The 22,847-nt window shown below is 45.2% G+C and carries 20 protein-coding genes and 1 tRNA gene; 11 read left to right on the top strand and 10 right to left on the bottom strand.

Translation table 11 applies throughout. The features are described 5' to 3' along the window. Positions 1-14: 14 nt before the first annotated feature. From BUB28_RS04925 to recJ, 3 genes are read right to left on the bottom strand one after another with little or no spacing between them, the layout of a single operon-like run. Complete coding sequence (locus BUB28_RS04925; protein WP_072949415.1) at positions 15-644, bottom strand: MBL fold metallo-hydrolase; 630 nt, start codon at positions 642-644, stop codon at positions 15-17. Positions 645-655: 11 nt separating this feature from the next. Continuing rightward, positions 656-2,953 (bottom strand): RelA/SpoT family protein, encoded by a 2,298-nt coding sequence (locus BUB28_RS04920; protein WP_139277508.1) that lies wholly within the window; start codon positions 2,951-2,953, stop codon positions 656-658. 15 nt (positions 2,954-2,968) lie between these two features. Continuing rightward, a complete protein-coding gene (gene recJ / locus BUB28_RS04915; protein ID WP_072949413.1) occupies positions 2,969-5,002 on the bottom strand; it encodes a single-stranded-DNA-specific exonuclease RecJ in 2,034 nt (677 codons plus the stop codon). A gap of 275 nt (positions 5,003-5,277) precedes the next feature. Here recJ and BUB28_RS04910 point away from each other — a divergent pair, with 275 nt between their 5' ends. Further along, the gene (locus BUB28_RS04910) at positions 5,278-7,002 is read left to right on the top strand and encodes a DEAD/DEAH box helicase (RefSeq protein ID WP_072949411.1); all 1,725 of its coding nucleotides are present in this window, start codon (positions 5,278-5,280) and stop codon (positions 7,000-7,002) included. A gap of 222 nt (positions 7,003-7,224) precedes the next feature. On the opposite strand, the gene BUB28_RS04905 is transcribed toward BUB28_RS04910, so the two are convergent. Both BUB28_RS04905 and BUB28_RS04900 read right to left on the bottom strand, forming a co-directional pair. After that, a tRNA-Gln gene (locus tag BUB28_RS04905) sits at positions 7,225-7,296 on the bottom strand. Positions 7,297-7,381: 85 nt separating this feature from the next. Beyond that, entirely contained in the window at positions 7,382-8,911 is a 1,530-nt protein-coding gene (locus tag BUB28_RS04900; RefSeq protein ID WP_081373379.1) for an MATE family efflux transporter, read from the bottom strand. 212 nt (positions 8,912-9,123) lie between these two features. Here BUB28_RS04900 and BUB28_RS04895 point away from each other — a divergent pair, with 212 nt between their 5' ends. From BUB28_RS04895 to BUB28_RS04855, 8 genes are all read left to right on the top strand, one after another. Beyond that, positions 9,124-9,465, top strand: a complete 342-nt coding sequence (locus BUB28_RS04895) for a dockerin type I domain-containing protein (RefSeq protein WP_081373378.1) — start codon at positions 9,124-9,126, stop codon at positions 9,463-9,465. 362 nt (positions 9,466-9,827) lie between these two features. Beyond that, on the top strand, positions 9,828-10,064 hold the full coding sequence (locus BUB28_RS04890; protein ID WP_072949409.1) for a hypothetical protein: 237 nt from the start codon (positions 9,828-9,830) through the stop codon (positions 10,062-10,064). A gap of 17 nt (positions 10,065-10,081) precedes the next feature. Continuing rightward, positions 10,082-10,483: a hypothetical protein gene (locus BUB28_RS04885; RefSeq protein ID WP_072949407.1), complete on the top strand. Its 402-nt coding sequence runs from the start codon at positions 10,082-10,084 to the stop codon at positions 10,481-10,483. Between the two features lie 12 nt (positions 10,484-10,495). Continuing rightward, positions 10,496-11,056, top strand: coding sequence for a Maf family protein (locus tag BUB28_RS04880; RefSeq protein ID WP_072949405.1), 561 nt, complete (start codon positions 10,496-10,498; stop codon positions 11,054-11,056). Between the two features lie 197 nt (positions 11,057-11,253). Next, the gene (locus BUB28_RS04875) at positions 11,254-12,522 is read left to right on the top strand and encodes a DUF1015 domain-containing protein (protein ID WP_072949402.1); all 1,269 of its coding nucleotides are present in this window, start codon (positions 11,254-11,256) and stop codon (positions 12,520-12,522) included. Continuing rightward, positions 12,522-12,767 (top strand): DUF3781 domain-containing protein, encoded by a 246-nt coding sequence (locus tag BUB28_RS04870; protein WP_072949400.1) that lies wholly within the window; start codon positions 12,522-12,524, stop codon positions 12,765-12,767. The genes BUB28_RS04875 and BUB28_RS04870 overlap by 1 nt, the downstream gene beginning before the upstream one ends. Position 12,768: 1 nt before the next feature. Then, entirely contained in the window at positions 12,769-13,734 is a 966-nt protein-coding gene (locus tag BUB28_RS17345; RefSeq protein WP_242939934.1) for a GNAT family N-acetyltransferase, read from the top strand. A gap of 13 nt (positions 13,735-13,747) precedes the next feature. After that, the gene (locus BUB28_RS04855) at positions 13,748-14,497 is read left to right on the top strand and encodes a tRNA threonylcarbamoyladenosine dehydratase (protein ID WP_072949397.1); all 750 of its coding nucleotides are present in this window, start codon (positions 13,748-13,750) and stop codon (positions 14,495-14,497) included. 138 nt (positions 14,498-14,635) lie between these two features. Here BUB28_RS04855 and BUB28_RS04850 read toward each other — a convergent pair whose 3' ends face one another. After that, positions 14,636-15,919: an O-acetylhomoserine aminocarboxypropyltransferase/cysteine synthase family protein gene (locus BUB28_RS04850; RefSeq protein ID WP_072949395.1), complete on the bottom strand. Its 1,284-nt coding sequence runs from the start codon at positions 15,917-15,919 to the stop codon at positions 14,636-14,638. 436 nt (positions 15,920-16,355) lie between these two features. After that, a complete protein-coding gene (nudC, locus tag BUB28_RS04845) occupies positions 16,356-17,174 on the bottom strand; it encodes an NAD(+) diphosphatase (RefSeq protein WP_072949393.1) in 819 nt (272 codons plus the stop codon). A 145-nt stretch (positions 17,175-17,319) separates the two neighbouring features. Here nudC and BUB28_RS04840 point away from each other — a divergent pair, with 145 nt between their 5' ends. Beyond that, positions 17,320-18,132, top strand: a complete 813-nt coding sequence (locus BUB28_RS04840; RefSeq protein ID WP_072949391.1) for a sigma-E processing peptidase SpoIIGA — start codon at positions 17,320-17,322, stop codon at positions 18,130-18,132. 16 nt (positions 18,133-18,148) lie between these two features. Then, positions 18,149-18,847: an RNA polymerase sporulation sigma factor SigE gene (gene sigE / locus BUB28_RS04835; RefSeq protein ID WP_072949388.1), complete on the top strand. Its 699-nt coding sequence runs from the start codon at positions 18,149-18,151 to the stop codon at positions 18,845-18,847. A 131-nt stretch (positions 18,848-18,978) separates the two neighbouring features. On the opposite strand, the gene BUB28_RS16945 is transcribed toward sigE, so the two are convergent. From BUB28_RS16945 to BUB28_RS04820, 3 genes are all read right to left on the bottom strand, one after another. Then, positions 18,979-19,716: a ComEA family DNA-binding protein gene (locus BUB28_RS16945; RefSeq protein WP_072949385.1), complete on the bottom strand. Its 738-nt coding sequence runs from the start codon at positions 19,714-19,716 to the stop codon at positions 18,979-18,981. Positions 19,717-19,829: 113 nt separating this feature from the next. Next, the gene (locus tag BUB28_RS04825; RefSeq protein WP_072949383.1) at positions 19,830-21,461 is read right to left on the bottom strand and encodes a glycoside hydrolase family 36 protein; all 1,632 of its coding nucleotides are present in this window, start codon (positions 21,459-21,461) and stop codon (positions 19,830-19,832) included. Beyond that, a complete protein-coding gene (locus BUB28_RS04820; protein ID WP_072949381.1) occupies positions 21,454-22,842 on the bottom strand; it encodes an MFS transporter in 1,389 nt (462 codons plus the stop codon). The genes BUB28_RS04825 and BUB28_RS04820 overlap by 8 nt, the downstream gene beginning before the upstream one ends. Positions 22,843-22,847: the final 5 nt, after the last annotated feature.

The raw sequence follows: 22,847 nt of genomic DNA, 5'->3' as shown, positions 1-22,847 counted from the left end.
TATCAGTCGTCATTTTATCCTCTGAATTGACCCATATACGGGTTTGACTCACGTTCATAGTCAAGGGTGGTAGATTCGTTATGACCCGGGTATACCTTATAATCGCCTTCAAGGTGATACAGCTTGTTCAGCGAATAGGTCATAGCAGAAGCACTGCTGCCAGGGAAGTCAGTTCTTCCGACAGAGCAGCAGAAAAGAGTATCTCCCGAGAAAATAGCGTCCTTGCAGATATAGCATACGCTTCCCTGAGAGTGTCCCGGAGTATGGAGTACGCGGAATTCACATTCTCCGTCGTTTATATAGCAGTCGCCGTAAACGCAGGTCCAGTCGGTAACTGGCGTGAATGTCATAAATGACATATTTGTTGCCAGCGAATGAGCAGCACTTTCCAGCATATGTGCATCGAGCTCGTGGATATATACCTCAGCTCCCGTAGCCTTGCGTACCTCCTCAACTCCGCCGATGTGGTCGAAGTGACCGTGTGTAAGGAGTATCTTTGTAAGGCGGAGCTTTCTCATTTTGAGAAATTCCAGGAACAGTCTGCTGTCGCCGCCGATATCAACAGCCACGCAGCGACCCGGTGAGGTCTCGACTATATAGCAGTTAGCACGGAGAGGACCGAGCTGTAAATGATGTATCTTCATTTTATTTCTCCTTAAATAGCAGCTCTTTCAACGGATATAACGCCCTTTATTTTTCTGAGCTTCTCGAAAAGGTTTTTGAGCTGTTCTGTGCTTGAAATTACGATAGTGCCCTCGAATAGAGCATTGCCGTTTTTCAGGACTCTTGATGCTGAGTGTACGATAGGTACTCTTGCTTCGAGAAGAACTGCGGAAATATCGTATACAAGTCCTACTCTGTCGGTAGCTGTTACCTCAAAGCTTGTCTGGAGCTGAGTATCGCTGCTGTCAGTCCACTGTATATCCACCCAGCGGTCAAGCTCCTCGGGATTGTTTCTTGCAAGGGCAGCCTTATAGTTGGTACAGCTTGTTGTATGAACTGAAACGCCGTATCCTCGTGTGATAAAGCCGATGATATCATCTCCGGGGAGAGGATTGCAGCACTGTGCGAACTTTATGAGCATATCGTCTATCTGGTCAAGGACTATGCTGCTGCGTCCGTTGGGCTTTGGTTTGATAAGCGGCACTACAGACGTTTCTCCGTCCTTTTCGTATAGCTTTTCGTACTTATCTTTAAGTCGTGGGATTATCTTTGAAAGCAGTATACCGCCGTAGCCTATGGAAGCATAGAAATCCTCAAGAGTATCGCAGTTATGGCGTTTGAAGTCGTCCTGCAAAAACTCGGTATACTGTTCCTCTTTAAGGTTTATCCTGTGACGCTTGAATTCGCGTTCAAGCTGAGTTTTACCCTCGACAATATTTTCCTCACGGCGTTCCTTTTTGAACCATGAGCGTATCTTCGAGCGAGCTTCATTAGTCTGAACTATATTGAGCCATGCACGGTTAGGACCTTTATCGGGATCCTTGCTGGTGATTATTTCGCATATCTGACCTGTCTGGAGCTTATAATCCAGCGGAACTATTCTTCCGTCCACCTTTGCACCTGTGGTCTTGTGACCAATTTCGGTATGGATACGGTAAGCGAAGTCGATAACAGTAGAGTTTACGGGCAGACTTACTGACATACCCTTAGGAGTCATAACGACTATATCCTCTGGGTCAAGGTCTGTCTTGATGATGCGGACTATTTCCTCAACATCGTCTGAGGTCTGCTGAGCCTCTATGACCTGACGTACCCATGCAAGACGCTGCTCCATTTTGTCCTTGCCCTGTATGCCTTCCTTGTACTTCCAGTGAGCGGCGATACCGTATTCAGCGGTCTCGTGCATATCCCATGTACGTATCTGCACCTCAAAGGGGATACACTCCTTGCCGAGAACGGTGGTGTGCAGAGACTGGTACATATTGTTCTTAGGCGTGGAGATATAGTCCTTGAAGCGGTTTGGCAGGGGCTTGAACATATCGTGTATAAGTCCCAGAACGTTATAGCACTCCGCAATAGTGGTAACTATGATGCGGACAGCGTACTTATCGTATATCTCGTCGATGTTCTTGTGGTTTATGAATATTTTTCGGTAAATGCTGTATATGCTTTTTACTCGTCCGTCTATCTGCGGTGGCTGAGAAAAATCCTCAGTCTTGAAACGCTGAGCTATACGGCTCTTGATTATCTCGATGAAGGCTTCGCGCTCTTCCTTTTTGTTTTCGAGGATATTTTCTATCTCGGAGTATGCATAGGGGTCAAGGAAGTGGAAAGCTAAGTCCTGAAGCTCCTCCTTTATAGCTCTGATACCGAGACGGTGAGCGATAGGAGCGTAGATGTTCATAGTCTCAAGGGCAGTATTACGCTGTTTTTCAAGCGGACGGTATTTTAGTGTGCGCATATTGTGCAGACGGTCGCTGAGCTTGATTATCATAACTCTGATATCCTGTGACATTGCAAGGAGGATCTTTCGGATATTTTCTGCTTGTTGTTCCTCTTTTGTTGAGGTAGGTATTTTGCTCAGTTTTGTTACACCGTCAACGAGAAGTGCAACGTCCTGACCAAATCGTTTTTTCAGGTCATCAAGGGTTGCGTCAGTATCCTCGACAACATCGTGCAGAAGGGCTGCACAAATGGTATCTGTATCCATACCCAGTTCAAGCAGGGTGTAAGCGACGGCAAGCGGGTGAGTTATATAGGGCTGCCCCGATGAACGTTTCTGTCCCTCATGAGCCTTTGCAGCGAATTCGTATGCCGAGATTATCTTGCTCAGGTCATACTGTTTGTCATCGGTAAGTATCTTCTGGATTATTTTTTCGATAGTGAAATCGTCCTTGAAATCAGGTATATCCTTGAGAAAATCCTCAGGATTGCTTGGAACAGCCGATTCGGGTATTGGAACCTCCAGTTCGTGATGTATGAGATTTGATACATTCATGTCTTCTGTCATATCTATTCTCCTTTATCAGTAACTTTTTGCCAGCTTGTTCCTCAGTGAGACAAGCACAGCTGCGGAGTCCAGATCGGCTTTCTGCGAGACCCTGACTCTTTTTATTTTATTATCCGTGCATGAGATCGTGACAAGTCCCAGCTGCCGCAGTGCTTCTGTTGAAATGCAGAACTTGCAGTAATTGATATTCCTGTCATTGAGCTTTATGTACAGCGTATCCGAGCATATGCCCTCATCGGGTATAGCCTTGTATATTTTTACAACGTCATCTCGTGACGGATTCATGCTTGGGTAATAGTTTCCGGGAAGCTCCTCGCCGCGGAGGAAGGCTTCAAAGGCTGAGCTTGCCGCGAAGTATTTGCTCTGCTCGAACATATGGGGACGTATATCGTTTACCACAATGCTAACAGAGGTCTTTCCGCGGAACTCGTTTATTCCGAGATTGACGATCATATCGCAGATATCGCCTTTTGAGAAACCAAGCTCCCGAGGTGATCTTCTGAACACAAGTGCATCAGCCTGAGCTGTTCCAAGCTTTATATGCAGCTTAGTGTGAGCGCCGTCGGAAAGAGGCGTTATATCAAGAATCTGCGCATTTTCTATATAGAATAGGGGTTTTTCATTGTCAGTGCCGAAGGGTTCGAGAACGTCAAGTCCCTTTACATTTTCAACAGTAAGCTCGGTTGGAGTCAGCGGTATATCCGCTTTGAGCTCTGCCACGGGCATGACCTTATGGTTTTCGAGAGCGTATTTTTCAATGAGCTGACCGAAAAGCTCAGCTTTTCCGTTTTTTATGGTGAAGCCGCCGGCACCGAGATGACCGCCGAACTTTTCAAGCACATCGGAGCAGGCTGTGAGTGCGTCAAATACGGAGAATTCACCGAAGGAACGTGCCGAACCACGTATCTCTCCGTCAGTGTCGGAAGCGATGAAGCAGGGCTTGCCGAATTTTTCAACAACTCTTGAAGCAACGATGCCGATAACACCATGATGCCAGTTCTTACCGCAGAGGAAGATAACTCTTCCGCGGAGGAGCTGAGGATCCTTGTCTATCATAGACTCTATATCGGAAACAATGGCGTTTTCAGCGTCTTTTCGCAGATTATTGAGTCTGTCCAGCTCTCGTGCCGAGGCAAGGGCTTCATCGTAGTCCTCACACAGGAAAAGCTCCGCGGCTGTTTTAGGAGAGCCGAAGCGCCCTGCGGCGTTTATTCTTGGCGCAAGTCCGAAGCCGATAGACTGGGAGTTTATTGGCTTGTCCGCAAGTCCGCAGACTTCCTTCAGAGCCATTATCGAAGGACGGTCGGAGTTGCTTATAAGCTCCATGCCGTAGGATACAAGGAAGCGGTTTTCACCTGTAAGGCTGACTATATCGGCAACTGTAGCAATTGCGGCAAGGTCGCCGAACTGTTCAAGAGCCATAGTGTAGTCACCGCCGTCGAGGGCAGCTACAAGCTTTAGCGCAATACCTGCACCGCACATATATTTGAAAGGCGAGAAGCAGTCGTGCCTGTGAGGGTCAACAACAGCCTCCGCTCGCGGCAGCTGCTCACCCTGCTGATGGTGGTCGGTGACCACAAGCTTCATGCCCAGCGAGTAGATGTATTCAGCCTCGGAAATCGCGGAAATACCGTTATCCACAGTTACGATGAGTTTAACGTCATCGGCGGCGATACTATCTATAGCCTTCATATTGAGTCCGTAACCCTCGGAGCGTTCGGGAATATAGTATATAACGTCGGCACCTGCTTCATTAAGGTAAGAATAGAGTATGACCGCAGACATAACGCCGTCGCAGTCATAATCGCCGTATATGCATATTCTTTCGCCATTATCAATGGCAGTATTAATGATATCAGCGGCTTTCTGCATATCCTTTATGAGAAAAGGGTCTGAAAGCTCAGATACATTGAGGGATTCCGCCACTGACTCAGGCGAGGAATATCCCTTTGCAGCAAGTGCGGCAGCAGCGAGCGAGGTCACGCCGCAGTTAAGCATAAGAGAAGATACTGTTTTTCTGTCGGGCATACCGACTGTCCATTTTTTCATACAACTACTCCCGAAAACCTATAATATACACATAGATTTATTATACCATGTTTTTAGCAGAAAAGCAACTGCTGCGGCAATAAAATTTGTAACTGAGCCATCGGTGTTCCGTATATATTACAGCAGATATTTTGCAGATACGGAGCCATACAGACCGTTATATTGGTAACGTGATCTGCTCAAAAGCAGCTAAAGGCTTAAAACCCTTGACCTTTTCGGTTTTTTGTGCTATTATAAAGAGTATTGGAATTAAATGGAGACAAGAAAGGATACATATGCATTTTAATGAACTGAATTTATCACAGGAGCTTCTTCGTGCTGTAGATGAGCTGGGATATACGGAGATGACGGAAATACAGCAGGAAAGTATCCCCCTGCTGCTTGAGGGAAGGGACGTTGTGGGACGTTCAAACACAGGTACGGGAAAGACCGCAGCCTTTGGTATCCCTGCTGTTGAAAGCATCACCGAAGCTGACAGGAAGTCTGCGGTTGTTCTTATACTGTGCCCGACCCGTGAGCTTGCTATGCAGGCTAATGAGGAGATACGAAAATTCGCCAAGTACAAGGAAGGCGTGAAGTCATCAGCTGTTTACGGCGGAGCAAGCATGGAGAAACAGATACATGAGCTGAAACGCGGAGCTAATATTATAATAGGTACTCCGGGTCGTGTTATGGATCATATCCGCAGAAGGACTCTCAAGCTTGACAATATCCGCACAGTCATTCTCGATGAAGCCGACGAAATGCTGAATATGGGCTTCCGTGAGGACATAGAGACTATCCTTGCAGATATGCCCGAGGACAGACAGACCGTTCTTTTCTCTGCAACTATGCCCAAGGAGATAATGGCTATAACGGAAAAATACCAGACTGATCCCGTTCATATCAAAATAAAGTCTGCCCAGAAAACAGTTGAGCTTATCGAGCAGTTCTATTTTGAAGTGGCTATGGGCAGAAAGACTGACGCTTTAAGACTTCTGCTTGCAGCCTATAAGCCTTCATCGGCTATGGTTTTCTGCAATACAAAGGCTATGGTGGATCAGCTCACTGAGGAACTTGTAAAGAACGGTTTCCGCGCAGCAGGTCTCCACGGTGATATGAAGCAGATTCAGCGTACTCAGGTGATGAACAGCTTTAAAAACAAGTCCACTGAGATACTTGTGGCTACAGATGTTGCTGCAAGAGGAATAGATGTAAGCGGAGTTGACGCTGTTTTCAACTATGATCTGCCGCAGGACAACGAGTACTATATCCACCGTATCGGCAGAACGGGCAGAGCAGGCAGAACAGGTACTGCATATACTCTCATAAGCGGCAGAAGGCAGCTTTTTGACCTTCGTGCAATTGAAAAATATACCCACGCCGAAATACGTGAAATGCCGCTTCCCGACAAATACGATATAATCGCCATGAAGAAAGAGTCGGTGATAAAGGATATATCAGAAGCCGCAGCAGGTCACGACGCATACGATATACTTGACAGACTTGCGGCTATGGGTATCGACTATCGTGAGGCAGCCGCAAGGGTAATAGCTCAGCAGCTGCGTGCAGAGACAGATGCACTCCCTGATTTTGAGAAGTCGAAGCCTCTGAAAAAAGGCAGGAACAGCGGTGCAAAGACAGTAAAGATAGTTATGAATATCGGGCGCAATCGAAGAATAGCTCCGAATTTCATACTTGGCGCACTTGTTGACGCTACAGGCATGACGGGCAAGGACTTTGGAAAGATAGACATTTTCAACGAGCATACTACTGTTGAAGTTCCCGAAGCTGAGTCCGAATACATAATCGAATGTACGGATTCTATCAGGATAAACGGCAATAAAGTTGAGGTCAAGCTCTACAAGGGCGACGGCGATCATGTTCGCAGAAGCGGCAGACGTCCCGATGACAAGCCTCATTTTGACCGCAAAAAGGCTGCTTACGGCGGCAAGAAAAAGTCCGATATATACTCGGATTACATACCAAATCGCAAAAAACGCATGAAGAAAAGACACTGAGAGGTGATATGAATGAGCACTAAACATACTCCCGAAAAGAAAACATGGATGCGTATCGTAGTCCTTGCTCTTGCAGGACTTATGATACTTGCAGCAATAATTCTCCCGTTCATTTAATATGCGGCAGGGCTGCGGACTCCTTTGGATTCCGCAGCTTTTTTGCAGAATGTCATAGAAACAAAAAAACTCCCGACAGCCTGACTGTCGGGAGTTTTTTAGGGATTGGGGCAGCGGGATTTGAACCCACGAATGCAGGAGTCAAAGTCCTGTGCCTTACCGCTTGGCTATACCCCAAAAAATCACTATAATATTATAACAAAAATCCTGCAATAAATCAATACCGCAGGATTTTTATTTTTATTTTAACAATATTATCTTATCAATACCATTCACGTTCGTGCATATCCTTGAACTCATACCTTGCCATGATTATTGCAACGATAGCGGCAAGACCGTCAGCTATAGGACCTGTATACAGTATTCCGTTTATCTTGAAGAACAGCGGAAGTACCAGCATAAGCGGTATGAAGAACAGTATCTGTCTTGTAAGCGAAAGGAAAACGCCCTTTATAGATTTTCCTATTGAAGTAAAGAACGTAGAGGTTATAGGCTGAAGACAGTTTATCCATGTGAAGAAGAAGGATATCCTGAAGAACTTCGCACCAAACTCGTAATAGCCTTCGCTTGCTTCCTTGTTTGCAAATGCGCTGAGTATCTGTCTTGGGAAGAGCTGGAAGATAACAAATGCTACCAATGAGATAGCGGCTCCTGCTTTCACAGCCATCCAGAAGGCACTCTTTACTCTGTCGTAATTCTTTGCGCCGTAGTTGAAGCTTTCGATAGGCTGTGTACCCTGAGCAAGTCCTATGACTATGGAGAATACTATCATATTGACCTTCATTACGATGCCTGCAACTGCGATAGGGTCATCTGCACCGTACTTTGAAAGCGCACCGTAGTGTCTCAGAGAATTGTTGAGCACTATCTGAACTATGGCAATAGCCACCTGATTAAAGCAGGAAGCCATACCTATTGAGCAGACTCTGCCGATAATATTACCTTTAGGGAGAAGATGTTTTCCGAAAAGATATACGGTTTTGAAGTTGAAGCAGTAGAAGATAACGAGCACAGCAGAAACGACCTGTCCGATGACTGTTGCAATGGCTGCTCCTTTCATACCCCAGTCGAGACCGAGGACGAATACCGCGTCAAGGGCGGTATTTACGATAGCTCCTGTTATGTTGCATATCATGGTCATTTTAGGACTTCCGTCCGCACGTATGATATGTCCGCCGCCTGCTGTAAGGATAAGGAACGGGAAGCCGAAAGCCGTATATCTCACGTAATCCTTTGCATAGGGTAATACAGCGTCCGTAGCTCCGAAACGTTTCAGCAGGGGAGTAAGGAAAGTCAATGTGATAACAGACATTACAATACCGCTTATCACCAGCATTGAAAGCGCATTACCCGCAAAATAAGGGGCTCGCTTCTTGTCGCCCATGCCAAGGGTAAGATTAAAGCACGAAGCACCGCCTATACCGAAGAGGAGTGCGAGTGCCATACAGCCTGTAGTAAACGGGAAAGCGATAGAAGTTGCTGTATTTCCGAGAGTACCAACTGCTTTTCCGATAAACAGCTGGTCTACCATGTTATAAAGGGCACTTACCAGCATACCGACGATACTCGGGATAGCAAACTTCATCATCAGTGAGCGTACAGGCGCAAATCCGAGAGGATTGCCGCCCATTCCTTTTGGCGGACCTCCCATGCCCGGCGGTGGACCACCAACACCCGGCGGAGGACCTCCGGTTCCTGCAGGCGGTTTTCCAGCACCATTTGGAGGCCCGCCAATCCCCGAAGGTGGTCCTCCTGCGCTCATGGAATTTTCTCCAATTTCATTTTCTCTCATGTTTTTTAACCTTCTTTTCTAATTTCCAAATACTTTCTAATTATACAACTTTTATAGTGAAAAAACAATAGCGTTATTAAAATTTAATATTGAAAAAATAATCAATACGAAAGGTTAATTATAATGCAATTTCAACAAAGAGGAATATATTTTGTCTTGACAGTGACTCTTTTGTGTGATAAAATTATTAATAGTATTAATAGGGGGATAATATGAGGTTCAAAGGAATTTTTTCATTTGCAGCAACCTGCGCGATTATAACAGGAACATATGCTACTGCAAATCTATGCTCTGCGGAAAGTAAAAAGCTTCTCCTGGGAGATGTTGACGGAAACAGTCAAGTAAATTCCGTTGACGCTTCGGCTGTACCGGCTGACTATGCTGCTGTTTCGGGCGGCAAGACGTCTAAATTTACAAACAAACAGAAAATTGCCGCAGATGTAAACAAGGACAGAAAGATCGACTCTGTTGATGCTTCACGTATACTCGCATATTATGCCTACCTTTCAACGGGCGGCAAACTAAGCTTTGAGGAGTATCTTGACAGCCTGTAAACACCAACAGAAGTGGATTACAGTTTTGAAAATATCGCGCATGACTCTGAAGTTTTTGCACATTATTCACGAGAACTGAGTATATAATTATATCTGAATAATTATGTAAATAAAGCATCAGGAAATACATCAGTATTGATACCAGTAACAGAAAATGAATCAAAATTATTATTAGCTTTATTAAATTACGGACAAATAAATGAAAGCGTATTACAAAACATATTAGGAAGTTATTCGGCTGAGGAACTGAAACAATATAAATATTTCTTATATAATATCGCCCAAATGAAAAAAGACTATGGTGCAAATTTAGACTTTACGAAATATACATTAAATAAAAAGTCGGAAAATATATTAACTCATTGTCAGAAGCGGCTGATAACGGAAAAATTCCCGGAATAATCAAAGATTTCGTTAAAAACAAGAGTATTCCAAGTGAAGTAGCTGATAATCCCGCAGTATATATCGCTTTGGCAAGCTATGACAGAAGTTACGGAACAAATGAAATGTTCACATTAAATGACGCCAACGAGTATATTGTTGATGAAAAAATAGCGGAATTAATAGAAATAGTCAGGGGCAAAAAAGCCTCACAATAACCAAAGGTAGTGAACACATGAAGATAATAAGATACCCCTCTGAGGAAGCTGTAAGCAGGGCTATGGCAGCAGACGAGCCTATGCTGGTTCTCATATCCTTTGACGGCGAGACCGTTATCATGAGTCAGATAGACGATGCTGCCGAGCACCATATCCTGCTTATGAATACAGGCTATAAGGACACCGATATCGAAAAATTTTTTCGCATAGTCCTTGACCGCAGCGGTGCTGACTGGACATTCGGGTGTCCGCCTGACTACAAGGATATCCCTTTCAAGGACAAACGCATAGAAGCATTCTACAAGGACGGATTTGTAGTTATCTCAAACTTCCTGCACTCCATAGGCTATCTTGTAGGCATAAATATCCCCAAGCGATACAGACGTCATCTTGATGTTCTCAGCAACGGCACATATTAAGGAGTTGTATAAATGAAGATAATACTTGCATCTGCTTCGCCGAGAAGGCGCGAGCTGATGAGATACATAACCGAGGATTTCGAGGCGGTCTCAACGGACTGCGACGAAACTCTCCCCGAAGATATCGACCCTATGGCAGCTTCCGAGTACCTTGCGGTGCTTAAAGCAAAGGCTGCTGCGGAGAAATACTCCGACTGCACCGTTATTGGCTGTGATACCACGGTCATCTGCGGCGGCGAGATACTGGGCAAGCCAAAGGACAAAGCTCAGTGTATAGCGGATATTTCAAAGCTTTCGGGGCGTACACATCAGGTCGTCACAGGCTGCTGCATAATAAGCGGCGGCAAGGTCAATTCCTTTTCGGAAGTTACCGATGTGACCTTTAAAAAGCTTACGGCTGCCGAAATAGAGGCTTATTCCGACACCGATGAGCCCTACGACAAGGCAGGCGGCTACGGTATACAGGGGCTTGGTTCCACGCTTATCTCCCACATAGACGGAGACTTTTTCAACGTTGTGGGACTGCCCGTAGGAAGGCTTTTCAACGAGTTGAAAAGAGCTGTTAGCCGTTAGCCATTAGCCTGTAGCGACGCTCTTTTGGCGTCCGCAGGTCACGATAAAATATCACGAACGACAGAACGCCGAGGACGGCGTTGTCTATGTATTATTTACTGCAAATTACGGGCGGCGGAACGCCGCTCCTACAATCTTAGCTCTTAGCTCTTAGTTCTTAGATCTAAGTTCTAAATAATAATAAAGGAGTATTTACCATGAACTCAACTGCATTTCATTCTGCTGACATTCTTATCCCAAAGGACTGCGATATGCACAAGTGGTCCGTTATCGCCTGCGACCAGTACACCAGCGAGCCTGAATACTGGGACGAGGTGAGCAAGACAGTCGGAGACGCTCCGTCTACTCTCAATCTCATTCTCCCCGAGCTTTATCTCGAACAGGACGGAGTTGCACAGCGTATCGACAATATCCACAAGGCTATGGACAAGTACCTTGCCGACGGTATTTTTACCGAGTACAAGGACGCTATGGTATATGTTGAGCGTATGCAAAGCAATGGCATACTCCGTCAGGGCATAGTTGGTGCTATTGACCTTGAAAAGTACGATTTCTCAAAGGGAAGCAGCTCTGAGGTAAGAGCTACAGAGGCTACAGTCATCGAGCGTATCCCTCCTCGTATCAAGGTAAGACAGGGCGCGCCACTTGAACTCCCTCATATTATGATACTCATTGACGATCCTGATAATACAGTTATCGAGCCCCTTGCAAAGACAGTTTCCGACGACTGCAAGCTCTATGATTTCGAGATGATGCAGAACGGAGGCAGCATAAAGGGCTGGCTGGTTGACAAGACTGCACAGGAGAATATAGACAAGGCTCTCTGCGCCCTTGCCGATCCCGATACATTCTGCAAGAAATACGGTCTCAGCAATACTCCCGTACTCCTTTACGCTATGGGTGACGGAAACCATTCACTTGCTACTGCTAAGGAGTTCTACGAGCAGCTCAAAAAGGCAAATCCGGGCAAGGAGCTTTCAAATCACCCTGCTCGCTATGCTCTGGCTGAGATAGTAAATCTTCACAGCGACGCACTTAAATTTGAGGCTATCCACCGCCTGGTATACGATGTAGACTGCGATAAGCTCATAAACGAGCTTACAGCTGCACTTGAGCTTTCAGAGTCGAAGGAGTCAGACCAGTATGTTATCTGCTCCTGCAATGGCGTTGAAAAGAAGCTCTATATCAATAAAAAATCGTCAAATCTGTCAGTCGGTTCTCTCCAGAACTTCCTTGACGGCTATATAAAGGCAAACGGCGGTAAGATCGACTATATCCACGGTGCTGATACCGTTAAGTCACTCGCCGAGAAGCACAGCGGTATTGCGTTTATTCTCCCTGATATGGACAAATCCCAGCTCTTCCCAACAGTTATAAAGGACGGAGCACTCCCTAGAAAGACCTTCTCTATGGGTCATGCCGAGGACAAGAGATTTTACATCGAAGCCCGCAAGATCACAGAATAATGGAATTACTTGAAAACCTCGCCAAGCTTCACACAACGGAGCTTGGCGCAGTTCGTATAAGGCGGAATGTCGGACTTGACTGTGATGATACGATAGCATGGTGCAGGGAAATGATATGCTCTCCTGAGGCTGTTATCGAGAGAAAAGGCAAGAACTGGTATATCACCGTTGACGGCTGTATCATTACCGTAAATGCTTACAGCTATACCGTAATAACTGCCCATAAACTCAGAAAGGAGAAATAAAATGAACATAAGAAGATTTGAAACTTCGGACGCAGAAGCTGTTTCTGCTCTTGTTATAAAAACTATAAGAATATCCAATACAAAGGACTATCCTCACGATCTTATGGAAGAGTTGGTGAAGTCACAGCAGCCGCAGAATATTCTTGAACGTGCAAGCTGGACACACTTCTATGTAGTCGAGGATAACGGACAGATAATAGGTTGCGGTTCAATAGGTCCATTCTGGGGCAGGGAAGACGAGAGTGGTCTGTTCACTATCTTCGTTCTGCCGGAATATCAGGGCAGGGGAGTCGGAAGGCTTATAATCGAAACTCTCGAAAAGGACGAATATTTCCTGAGAGCAAAGCGTATAGAGATACCTTCTTCCATTACAGGCTGTCAGTTCTACAGAAAGTTCGGCTACGACTACAAAGACGGAAAAGCCGAGCTTGACGAGGAACGGCTTTATCGTCTGGAAAAGTTCAGAGTACCCACGATACTTATGATAAAAGCTATAGAAAGAAATGATATCCCCGAATGTGTAAGGGTAATAAAGACAAGTTTCATGACCGTTGCAGACGAGTTCGGTTTTACAGCAGAAAACGCTCCAAGATTTGTGGCATTTGCAACTACCTATGAAAAGCTGTTTACGCAGTACGATGAAGAGCATCGTCCGATGTTTGGCTATTTTTCAGAGAAAGGCAGCATTATCGGCTATTATTCCCTGCTTCTGCTTGAAAATAATGAATGTGAGCTGAATAATCTATGCGTTCTTCCCGAATACAGGCATAATAATATCGGCGGAAAGCTCTTTGCCGATGCCTGTGCAAAAGCAAAGGATATGGGCTGCGAAAAGCTGGTGTTCAGTATAGTCGAGGAAAACGTGAAGCTCCGCAAGTGGTACGAAAAACACGGAGCTGTACACACTGACACAAAAAAGTTTGATTTCTTCCCGTTTACCTGCGGCTATATGGAAAAAGTTCTGTGATAAGGAGTTAAAAATGTCCGATATTTTTTCAAGAACCGAGCTTCTCCTCGGCGAGGAGGCTATGGATATACTGGCTAAAAGCCGTGTTGCAGTTTTCGGCGTAGGCGGTGTAGGCGGCTTTACCGTTGAAGCTCTCGCAAGGTCGGGAGTTGGCGCACTTGACCTGATAGACGATGACAAGGTTTGTATCACCAATATAAACCGTCAGATAATCGCCCTCGGCAGCACCGTAGGTATGTACAAGGTGGATGCAGCTGCTCAGCGCATACATGACATCAATCCCGATTGCAAGGTCACTTGCCATAAGATGTTCTATATGCCCGAAACTGCTGATAAGCTGGATTTTTCTCAGTACGACTACATAGTTGACGCTATCGACACCGTAACGGGCAAGATAGAGATAATAATGCAGGCGCAGAAGGCAGGAGTTCCCGTAATAAGCTCAATGGGGGCAGGAAACAAGCTTGACCCCACTGCGTTTGAGGTCACGGATATCTACAAGACCTCTGTTTGTCCCCTTGCAAGAGCAATGCGCTATCAGTTAAAACGCCGCGGCGTTAAGAAGTTAAAGGTGGTATACTCAAAGGAACAGCCCATAGTGCCGCAGGGAGAAGCAGCCGATGACGGCTCCGGAAATACGGATATGAGAACAGGAACAGCAAGACGTTCAACTCCTGGTTCTACGGCTTTTGTACCCTCGGTTGCAGGACTTATAATCGGCGGCGAGGTCATAAAAGATCTTGTAAAGCTGAAAAAATCATAAGATCATTGCATTTTATGGACTGATGACCGTATCAGCCCGTTAAATATTCAAAAAGTCAATATCAAGAAAAAGGACCTTTCATACGAAAGGTCCTTTCTCTTAAATGGCATATATCTTTATGTGTGAAACTAATTTGCTTTACTTAACAGCGTCGAAACCGTGCTGGAGGTCAGCGATGATATCGTCGATGTGCTCTGTACCGATAGAGAGTCTTACTGTAGTTGGCTTGATTCCTGCGGAAAGAAGCTCTTCCTCGCTCATCTGTGAGTGAGTTGTTGATGCAGGGTGTATTACAAGTGACTTAACATCGGCAACATTTGCAAGGAGTGAGAAGAGTTCAAGGCTTTCTGTGAACTTCTTAGCGTCCTCGGCTGTACCCTTTATCTCAAATGTAAAGATAGAAGCTGCACCGTTAGGGAAGTAGCTGTCGTAGATCTCCTTTGCTCTGCCTGTGCGGAGTGAAGGGTGGTTTACCTTAGCAACCTGTGGGTGGTTGTTAAGGAATTCAACAACCTTCAGAGCATTCTCGGTATGACGCTCAAGACGGAGGGAAAGTGTTTCAAGACCCTGTAAGAGCAGGAATGAGTTGAAAGGCGAAATAGTTGCGCCCTGATCTCTCATGAGAGTTGTACGGAGCTTGATAATGTATGCAAGATTTCCGCAAGCCTGTGTGAATACAACACCGTGATATGAGGGATTTGGCTTTGAAAGACCCGGGAACTTGTCATTCTGTGCCCAGTCGAACTTGCCTGAGTCGATAACGACACCGCCCATTACTGTTCCGTGACCGCCGATGAACTTTGTTGCGGAATGAACTACAATGTCAGCACCGTGCTCGATAGGTCTGAGGAGGTAAGGTGTAGCAAAGGTATTGTCCACGACAAGAGGTATACCGTGCTTATGTGCGATAGCTGAGATAGCCTCGATATCAATTACATCAGAATTCGGATTTCCGAGAGTCTCAGCGTAGAGAAGCTTTGTATTTGGCTTTATAGCCTTCTCGAAGTTTGCAGGGTCGGAAGGATCAACGAAAGTAGTTGTAAGACCCTGCTCGCGGAGAGTATTGTTAAGGAGATTGTATGAGCCGCCGTAGAGGTCTATGGAAGCTACGATGTGATCGCCTGCTGTTGCGATATTCTGGATAGCATAGCTGATAGCTGCCGAGCCCGATGCTGTTGCAAGTGCGCCTGCACCGCCTTCAAGAGCTGCTATTCTCTGCTCGAACACATCAGAAGTCGGGTTCATAAGTCTTGTATAGATGTTGCCGCCTTCTGTGAGTCCGAAACGTCCTGCTGCCTGTGCAGAGTCCTTGAAAACATATGAAGTAGTTGCATATATCGGTACTGCTCTCGCATCTGTTGCAGGATCCGGCTTCTCCTGACCTGCGTGGATCTGTATTGTTTCAAATTTATAATTGCTCATTATTGAACACCCTTTCAAAAAATTTATTATTGTTTAATTCTTATTCGTTATTATCCTTCAAATTCTATCCCGACACATTCGCTCGGAATTTATAAACTCGCGTATATCTTTCATTTTAAGCACCTCTGTGTTTTTTATTACTCATATCATACCACGACAATAGGCATTTGTCCAATACATATGAATTATACTCAGCTATAGGTAAAACCTATAACAGTAAATTAAATAATTCCCGAAGAATTATCCTCGGGAATTTAATATAGTTGATTATTCTTTATTTCAGGACATTTTCTACAGCGCGTTGTTTTCATCTTTCCATACGGTTGATTGGAACTCGACCTGCGTTGTAATTATTTCGGGCTGATGTGGGCATCAGCCCCCTACAACGGCGGGCTGATATTATCCGCCTCTACAACTTGCTAAGCACTAATAACTGCTATATTTTTCCTTCCTTGAATATTTTCATCATTTCGTTTGTAAGGCTGTGGCTGTAAGGCTGTAATTCAATATCCTCACGCTTTACCCATTCAGCGTATTTAAGTTCGTTTTCGTCCATATGTATACCGCCGTCACCGTCTGCATCGCAGTAAAATCCCACAAGAATATCCTGAGCCATGCCCCAGGGCTGAGACTTATAGTACCTGATATTCTTGACCTTAACGCCTGTTTCTTCCATTACCTCACGTCTCACGGTCTCCTCCAGAGTCTCGCCTATCTCCGTAAAGCCTGCAACAAGCGCATTGTGGGCAAAGCCGCGGCGGTATCTTGTTATAAGGATAGAGTCGTCCTTTATTACTCCGACTATTACAGCGGGATTAATTCTCGGATAGACAGTATTTCCGCATTTTTCACATTTCATGGCACGTTCTGACTCATGTAAGCCAAGCTCTGCACCGCACTTTCCGCAGAAACGGTTGTCGCTGTACCATTTCCACAGGTGATAGGCTGTAAAAGCCGCAAAAAGTTCTTTGCCGCTGAATTTATCCCTGAGCTGACGGATAGTAAGGTACTCATATGACGGATCTGTGCTTGAAGTCTCCCCAAGTGCAATGAAATAGCGTTTGTCGTCTACCGAGAAGGCATAAACCTTTTTATTGACTGCATTATTATCATTTTTGGGAAATACTATTTTTCCGCTATGTGTATCAACAAGTATCCTGCCTTCGCTGTCAAAGCAGAGAAGATCATCATTTTCGCATATATCGCATTTCCTGAAGCTGTTGTCCAGCCTGCTTGGAAAAATGTCCTGAATCATTTTATCGCTCCTTTGTTTGCTGCACGTTTATACTTATTATATGTCATTTACCTGTATTTGTCAATGTTGACCGCCAATTCTGACATATTTCTTGGACGCGCTGCATTATAATATTAGTACAGGGAAGCAAGTCAGGAGGTGTCCGATGGAGACGATCTACGTTGATGTACTTCTTGTACTCAATATATATGTAAATTACTTCCTGCTGCGGATTACGGCGGGACTTACTCATTCGCCGCTGAGAACAGGCAGATGCATTGCAGCGTCATTGTACGGGAGCATCTTTTCACTTACTATTTTGCTGCCCGATCTTGGGAGTATTGCTGCTTTACTTATAAAGACAGCTGCGGCGGTAAGTATAGTTGCACTTTCATTCGGACTGCATGGCAGGAAACGTCTGGTCATCAATACCCTTGCATTTTTTGCTGCAAATTTCGTGCTTGCAGGCACAGTTTACGGAGTTTATTCAGTTTTTGAGCCTCGGTTCATGCATTTTTGCAACGGCTGTTTCTATATAGACTTCTCACTGCTCATTCTTATCCTGACAACTGCTGCACTATATGTAGCAGTGCGTTTTTTGAGGATATGGCTGGACAGGACTCCCGATGGAAGCTATCGAGTGCTTATACGTGAGGGCGGCAAGGTCATAGCAGTGAATGGTCTTGCTGACACGGGAAACGGACTGGTAGATTTTTTCAGCGGTACGCCTGTTATAATATGTGCGGCTGAGTATTTCACTGAGCTGACAGGCAGAGAACTTAATATAGACAGGCTGCCGCGAGGCTTTAGGCTGCTGCCCTGTACGGCTGTATCAGGGAACGGGCTTATACCTGTTTTTCGTCCCGACGAGGTCATCATAAGCTGTACAGACGGCGAGAGAAAGCCCGTAGACGCTGTTATCGGCTTCGGAGAATGCGGCGGAAAAGCTGTATTCAATCCTAAGCTGCTGAAAATATAGGAAAGAAGGAGAAAATATGAACATCATCGAAAAAGTCAGGATATTCCTGAAAAAGCATTTCAGAGGCGAGATATTTTACGTAAATGGCTCGGATACACTTCCGCCGCCTCTGACAAGGCAGGAGGAGGAAGAGGTATTCTCAAAGCTTATGCTGCACGATACCGAGGCAAGGAACTGCCTTATCGTCCACAACCTGAGACTTGTGGTGTACATTGCCAAGAAGTTCGAGTCAACGGGAATAGGCATAGAGGATCTTGTTTCTATCGGTACTATCGGGCTTATAAAGGCTGTAAATACATTCTGTCCCACAAAGAACATAAAGCTTGCTACCTATGCTTCAAGGTGCATCGAAAATGAGATACTCATGTTTCTGAGGAAGTCCTCACAGTACCGCAATGATCTTTCTATTGACGAGCCGCTGAATATCGACTATGACGGCAACGAACTGCTGCTGTCGGATATTCTTGGTACAGATGATGATATCGTTAATAAGGGTATCGAGACCGAAGCTGAACGGGAAATGCTCCGAAATGCCGTATCGGAGCTTGGCAAGCGTGAGCGTGAGATAATGGAAATGCGTTTCGGACTCATCGACGGCAAGGAAAAGACACAGAAGGAGGTCGCCGACTGTATCGGCATCTCACAGTCATACATATCACGGCTCGAAAAGAAAATAATCAAAAAGCTCCGCGTAAAGATAGAAAGTCTTTCCTGAGAGACGGGATTGATTAGTAATTATGGGCATAAAAACAAATTGTAAGGGGCGATTTTAACATCGCCCCTTAGATTTGATATAACAATAGATCACCCATGCACGGACTGCTCTGCGAATAATACAGATAACGGTCATGTTACGATATACGGAAGGATATCAGCCGCATCGTTTTGCGAGAGCCCGTCAATAAGGATAAGCTCATAACCGCTGCTGAACCTTGTATGCTCACGGAAGTCGATTATCCTGAGTGCGATATCTTCATCAACATGAGGCAGCAGCATAAGTTTTTCCATACCTGCTGTGTTGATATTGATAGGAGCAGCTTCTTCAAGCGTCGGGACATACTCTGTTGGTTCATACTCGTCATTAGTGAAGGGAGCCTCGGGCTCTTGATTTTCCTCATCGTAAACAGGGGAGATAACATAGATATAGTCGCGGATATCGGCAAATATCCCTTCACCGATGCCGTTTACATTCATTATCTCCTCAATATTTCGGAAACCGCCGTTATTTTCGCGGTAGTTTATTATCTCTTTTGCAAGTACCTCTCCTATGCCTTTAAGTTCGGCAAGTTCATCTGCGTTTGCTGAATTGATGTCGATATACAGCATTTCAGTAACGGCTTCGGTGACAGATTCAGGAATAGTTTTTGCTGTGGTCGTTTTACTTTTTGCAGTTGCAGAAGTTTTTATACTTGTAACAGCCTTGCTGGTTTGCGAAGTCTGTTTGTCTGTATTACTGTTAAAAATAATAGTCGAGGTGTTTTTATTTGTATCGGAAGTATTGAAATAAAATGCTGATGCTGCTGTTATCACAGCTGCGCAGAGCAGAAAGAGAAGGTACGTTTTGAAAGCTTTGACACCTTTCAAGAACATCACCTCTTCAAACAAATGATATCACAAATTACGACAAAAAGCAACAAAAAACGACATAATATTTTTTGAAGAAGGCTGACTTCCGTTTGAAAGTCAGCCTTTAGGGTTTATATGCTGTAGGTTTTTATATATTTTCTATCGCCGATCCTGAATCTCAGCGTAAGCTCACCGTCGTTCAGGTCGGCTGCTATGATTTCCGCGTCGCGTATCTTCATTATTTTTGAAAGCTCTTTCAGCTCCGCCTCACCGTAATCGAAGAAATTATCCGATGTAAAGAGCACACTTCCCATTAGAGCGTTAATTTCCGCGAGACATTTTCTTTTCTCCTCCGACATGGAAATATTGCAGGGACGGAGCAGGAATACATCAGGGTCGCTGAGAAAAGCTCTTTTATCAAGCTGGCGGCGGAAAACGGAATTCAGTATAGATTTTTTCGTGCTGACGCGCTCACGATGCATAAGACGCATATGGGGCTTGTCATTCCAGTCAAGGCTTACATCACAGCCTATACGGCAGTAATCCACTATACCGAATGCGGAAGCAAGAGGAACACCGCAGCCCAGTATAAGGGCGTCTCCTGCGCACTTGCGAAGAAAGTCCATAGCCTCAGCCATTACCTGACCGCGTGTCTTGTCTTTTCTATGAATAAGACAGGCAGCGTAAAGAAAATCAAGCTTTAAAAGTCCATAGCCCCAGTCGTTTATGACAGTGCTGAGGACATTTTTGATATAAGCCCTTACCTCGTAATTATAGATATCGAGGGCATAAAAGCCGCTCCAGTTTGAGCCGCCCTTTACGTAATCACCCTTTTCGTCAACCAGCAGCCAGCTCTTGTTATTTCTGAATATTTCGGAATTTTCCTCACAGACGAAGGGAGCCAGCCATATTCCGGCGGTCATGCCTGCTTTTTTGATATCGTCGGCAGCTTTTTTCATACCGTCGGGGAATTTTTCGCTGTCTACAGAAAGCCAGTCGCCAACGGCAGTCTGCCAGCCGTCATCTATCTGAAAAACGTCAGCCTTTGCAGTCAGGGAGTCAAGGCTTGAAAGGTCGTCGAGAATAGTTTTTTCGTTGATATCCTGATAGTGGTTATACCAGCTCGTATAGCCGAAAACAGGCTTTGCGCACTTACGTGGAGCAACTCCGAGAAGGTCGAAGTAAACATCGAAGACCTCTTTTTCCGCCCCCTCTTCAATGTACAGCTTCAACGCACACCATTCTCCGTTGATATCAACGCCTGAGCAGTCCTTGCGGAAAGCAATGATATTCTTGTCGGTCTGAGTGATTATCTGCGTGAAGCCGCTTTCCTCGCACAGCGAACCCATAAAGCTGTAATTATCGCCATTCCGTATATAGCCGTAGGTCCAGCCGTGCATATATTCGCCGTAATCCGCAAAATTATAGTCGCCGTACTGTGAAAAAGCGTACTTTTCCCGTATAGCACAGGGGATATGGCTTATACCGCGCATCTTATCACCGATATTATGCTCGACAGAGTCCGTCCACGACTGATATCCGTTGAGGAATATCTTTTCGTCATCGCTGTAGAAGTATTCAAATTCAGCGTACATTTTCTGGATAGTGATAGTTTCGTTTGTTTTTACGGTAACGGAGAAAACATTGTCCTGAGTATTTATTTCAAGCACCATTCTGTCATTGCGCAGAGAGCTTGATGTAATAGCCATGAAGTCGTGTTCACCGTCTTTGTACAAGAATTGCAGCGATTTGAATTTAAGCATCTTTCTGACCCTCCCCGATTCGCTTGAGGACTTTCTTTTCGTTATATTTCAGGAATACCAGACCGCCCAGCAGGCATAAGACAGCTGCAACTACAGCGGTAAGTCTATAGCCGAGACCGTAGCCCGACTGTCCTTTTTTTACATCAGAGTTTACAAGTGCGATACTTGTGAAAAGCAGCATTGCAAGGGACTGTCCCATTTTGAAGGCAAATGTTCTTGCAGCGTAGAACATACCCTGACGGCTCTCGCCTGTTTCAAGCTTGTCCTCTTCCGAGATATCGGCAACTACAGCCTGCGGAAGAATACCGAGTATAGCCATAGGCAGAGCTGCAAGAACGGCGATGATAACTCCGTAAGCCATAGCAGGGATATCGAATAAACCTGCGCCTGCTGTTACTATAAAAGCTACCGAGAAGAAAAGGAAAGCGAAGGAGATGAGCTTCTTCTTGCCCAGCTTCTTTGAAAAGATATTTACGGCAGGGTAGAAGGCAAGGGATGATACAGTCATTATTATAAAGAGAGTGGATGTCTTTTGCGTATCAAGACCAAGGAGGACTGTAACATAGAATGACAGACCTGTCTGGAAAAGGGTCAGTCCTATCCAGTAGAGTATATCCGAACACACGAAGATACGGAAATCCTTGTTCCTGAATGTGGAGAGGAGAGAACTGAAAGCCGAGCTTTTGCTTGGAGTAGTGTCCACATAAACATTCTCGTCAATGAGAAATGCAGGAATGAGCATACATATTATTGCAATAGCAGCGAGAATAGCTATACTTACGCGGTAGCTGTTTGCGTAACCAAGACTGTCCGTGAAAATCCCTGCGACACTTGGCAGGAAGAAAGCTATTCCCGTACCGAAGAAATAAGTAACGGAAATATATGTGGAAAGGTTTATTCGCGCGTTCTGAGTGCTGCCGAGCTCGGGGATAAGAGCATTATATGGAGTACAATAGCAGGTCATGCAGAAATAGAAGAGCATAGCGAATATGAAAAGACAAGCCACATTGCCCTTGCTGCCTGCTTCAAATGGAGAAATGAACATCAGAACCGTAACGATACCGAAGGGGATAGCGGCAAAACGCATAAAAGGTATACGTCTGCCCAATCTGTGTTTGAGTGAGTCGGACTTGCCTGCTATGAATGGGTCTGTAACTGCATCGAAGATACGTCCCACAGCAGTGATAACGCCGATTACGGTGAGACCGATAAATGTGCCCTGAGGTATCAGCGCAGTCTGACCCTTTGCAAGTTCTTCCTGACTTGGCTGATAGAAAAAAACAAGCCAGTTAGAAATAATTCCTGCAAGTATTGACCAGCCGAGCTGACCGACAGCGAAGATCCATAGTATCTTATTGGAAGCGGTTTTCTTGTTCTCCATAAAAC

This window comes from Ruminococcus flavefaciens, assembly GCF_900143025.1.
Taxonomy (GTDB): Bacteria; Bacillota; Clostridia; order Oscillospirales; family Ruminococcaceae; genus Ruminococcus; species Ruminococcus flavefaciens_I.
Note: the sequence above shows the minus strand (reverse complement) of the source record. Positions and strands in the feature narration are given on the sequence as shown.

Excerpts from the sequence above, each read along its gene's own strand:
- BUB28_RS04840 (WP_072949391.1), top strand. The coding sequence starts at position 17,320 with ATGGAGACGATCTACGTTGATGTACTTCTTGTACTCAATATATATGTA.
- BUB28_RS04870 (WP_072949400.1), top strand. The coding sequence starts at position 12,522 with ATGGAATTACTTGAAAACCTCGCCAAGCTTCACACAACGGAGCTTGGC.
- BUB28_RS04910 (WP_072949411.1), top strand. The coding sequence starts at position 5,278 with ATGCATTTTAATGAACTGAATTTATCACAGGAGCTTCTTCGTGCTGTA.
- nudC (WP_072949393.1), bottom strand. The coding sequence starts at position 17,174 with ATGATTCAGGACATTTTTCCAAGCAGGCTGGACAACAGCTTCAGGAAA.
- BUB28_RS04875 (WP_072949402.1), top strand. The coding sequence starts at position 11,254 with ATGAACTCAACTGCATTTCATTCTGCTGACATTCTTATCCCAAAGGAC.
- BUB28_RS04920 (WP_139277508.1), bottom strand. The coding sequence starts at position 2,953 with ATGACAGAAGACATGAATGTATCAAATCTCATACATCACGAACTGGAG.
- BUB28_RS04895 (WP_081373378.1), top strand. The coding sequence starts at position 9,124 with ATGAGGTTCAAAGGAATTTTTTCATTTGCAGCAACCTGCGCGATTATA.
- BUB28_RS04880 (WP_072949405.1), top strand. The coding sequence starts at position 10,496 with ATGAAGATAATACTTGCATCTGCTTCGCCGAGAAGGCGCGAGCTGATG.
- sigE (WP_072949388.1), top strand. The coding sequence starts at position 18,149 with ATGAACATCATCGAAAAAGTCAGGATATTCCTGAAAAAGCATTTCAGA.
- BUB28_RS04825 (WP_072949383.1), bottom strand. The coding sequence starts at position 21,461 with ATGCTTAAATTCAAATCGCTGCAATTCTTGTACAAAGACGGTGAACAC.
- BUB28_RS04885 (WP_072949407.1), top strand. The coding sequence starts at position 10,082 with ATGAAGATAATAAGATACCCCTCTGAGGAAGCTGTAAGCAGGGCTATG.
- BUB28_RS04855 (WP_072949397.1), top strand. The coding sequence starts at position 13,748 with ATGTCCGATATTTTTTCAAGAACCGAGCTTCTCCTCGGCGAGGAGGCT.
- recJ (WP_072949413.1), bottom strand. The coding sequence starts at position 5,002 with ATGAAAAAATGGACAGTCGGTATGCCCGACAGAAAAACAGTATCTTCT.
- BUB28_RS04820 (WP_072949381.1), bottom strand. The coding sequence starts at position 22,842 with ATGGAGAACAAGAAAACCGCTTCCAATAAGATACTATGGATCTTCGCT.
- BUB28_RS04925 (WP_072949415.1), bottom strand. The coding sequence starts at position 644 with ATGAAGATACATCATTTACAGCTCGGTCCTCTCCGTGCTAACTGCTAT.
- BUB28_RS17345 (WP_242939934.1), top strand. The coding sequence starts at position 12,769 with ATGAACATAAGAAGATTTGAAACTTCGGACGCAGAAGCTGTTTCTGCT.
- BUB28_RS04850 (WP_072949395.1), bottom strand. The coding sequence starts at position 15,919 with ATGAGCAATTATAAATTTGAAACAATACAGATCCACGCAGGTCAGGAG.
- BUB28_RS04900 (WP_081373379.1), bottom strand. The coding sequence starts at position 8,911 with ATGAGAGAAAATGAAATTGGAGAAAATTCCATGAGCGCAGGAGGACCA.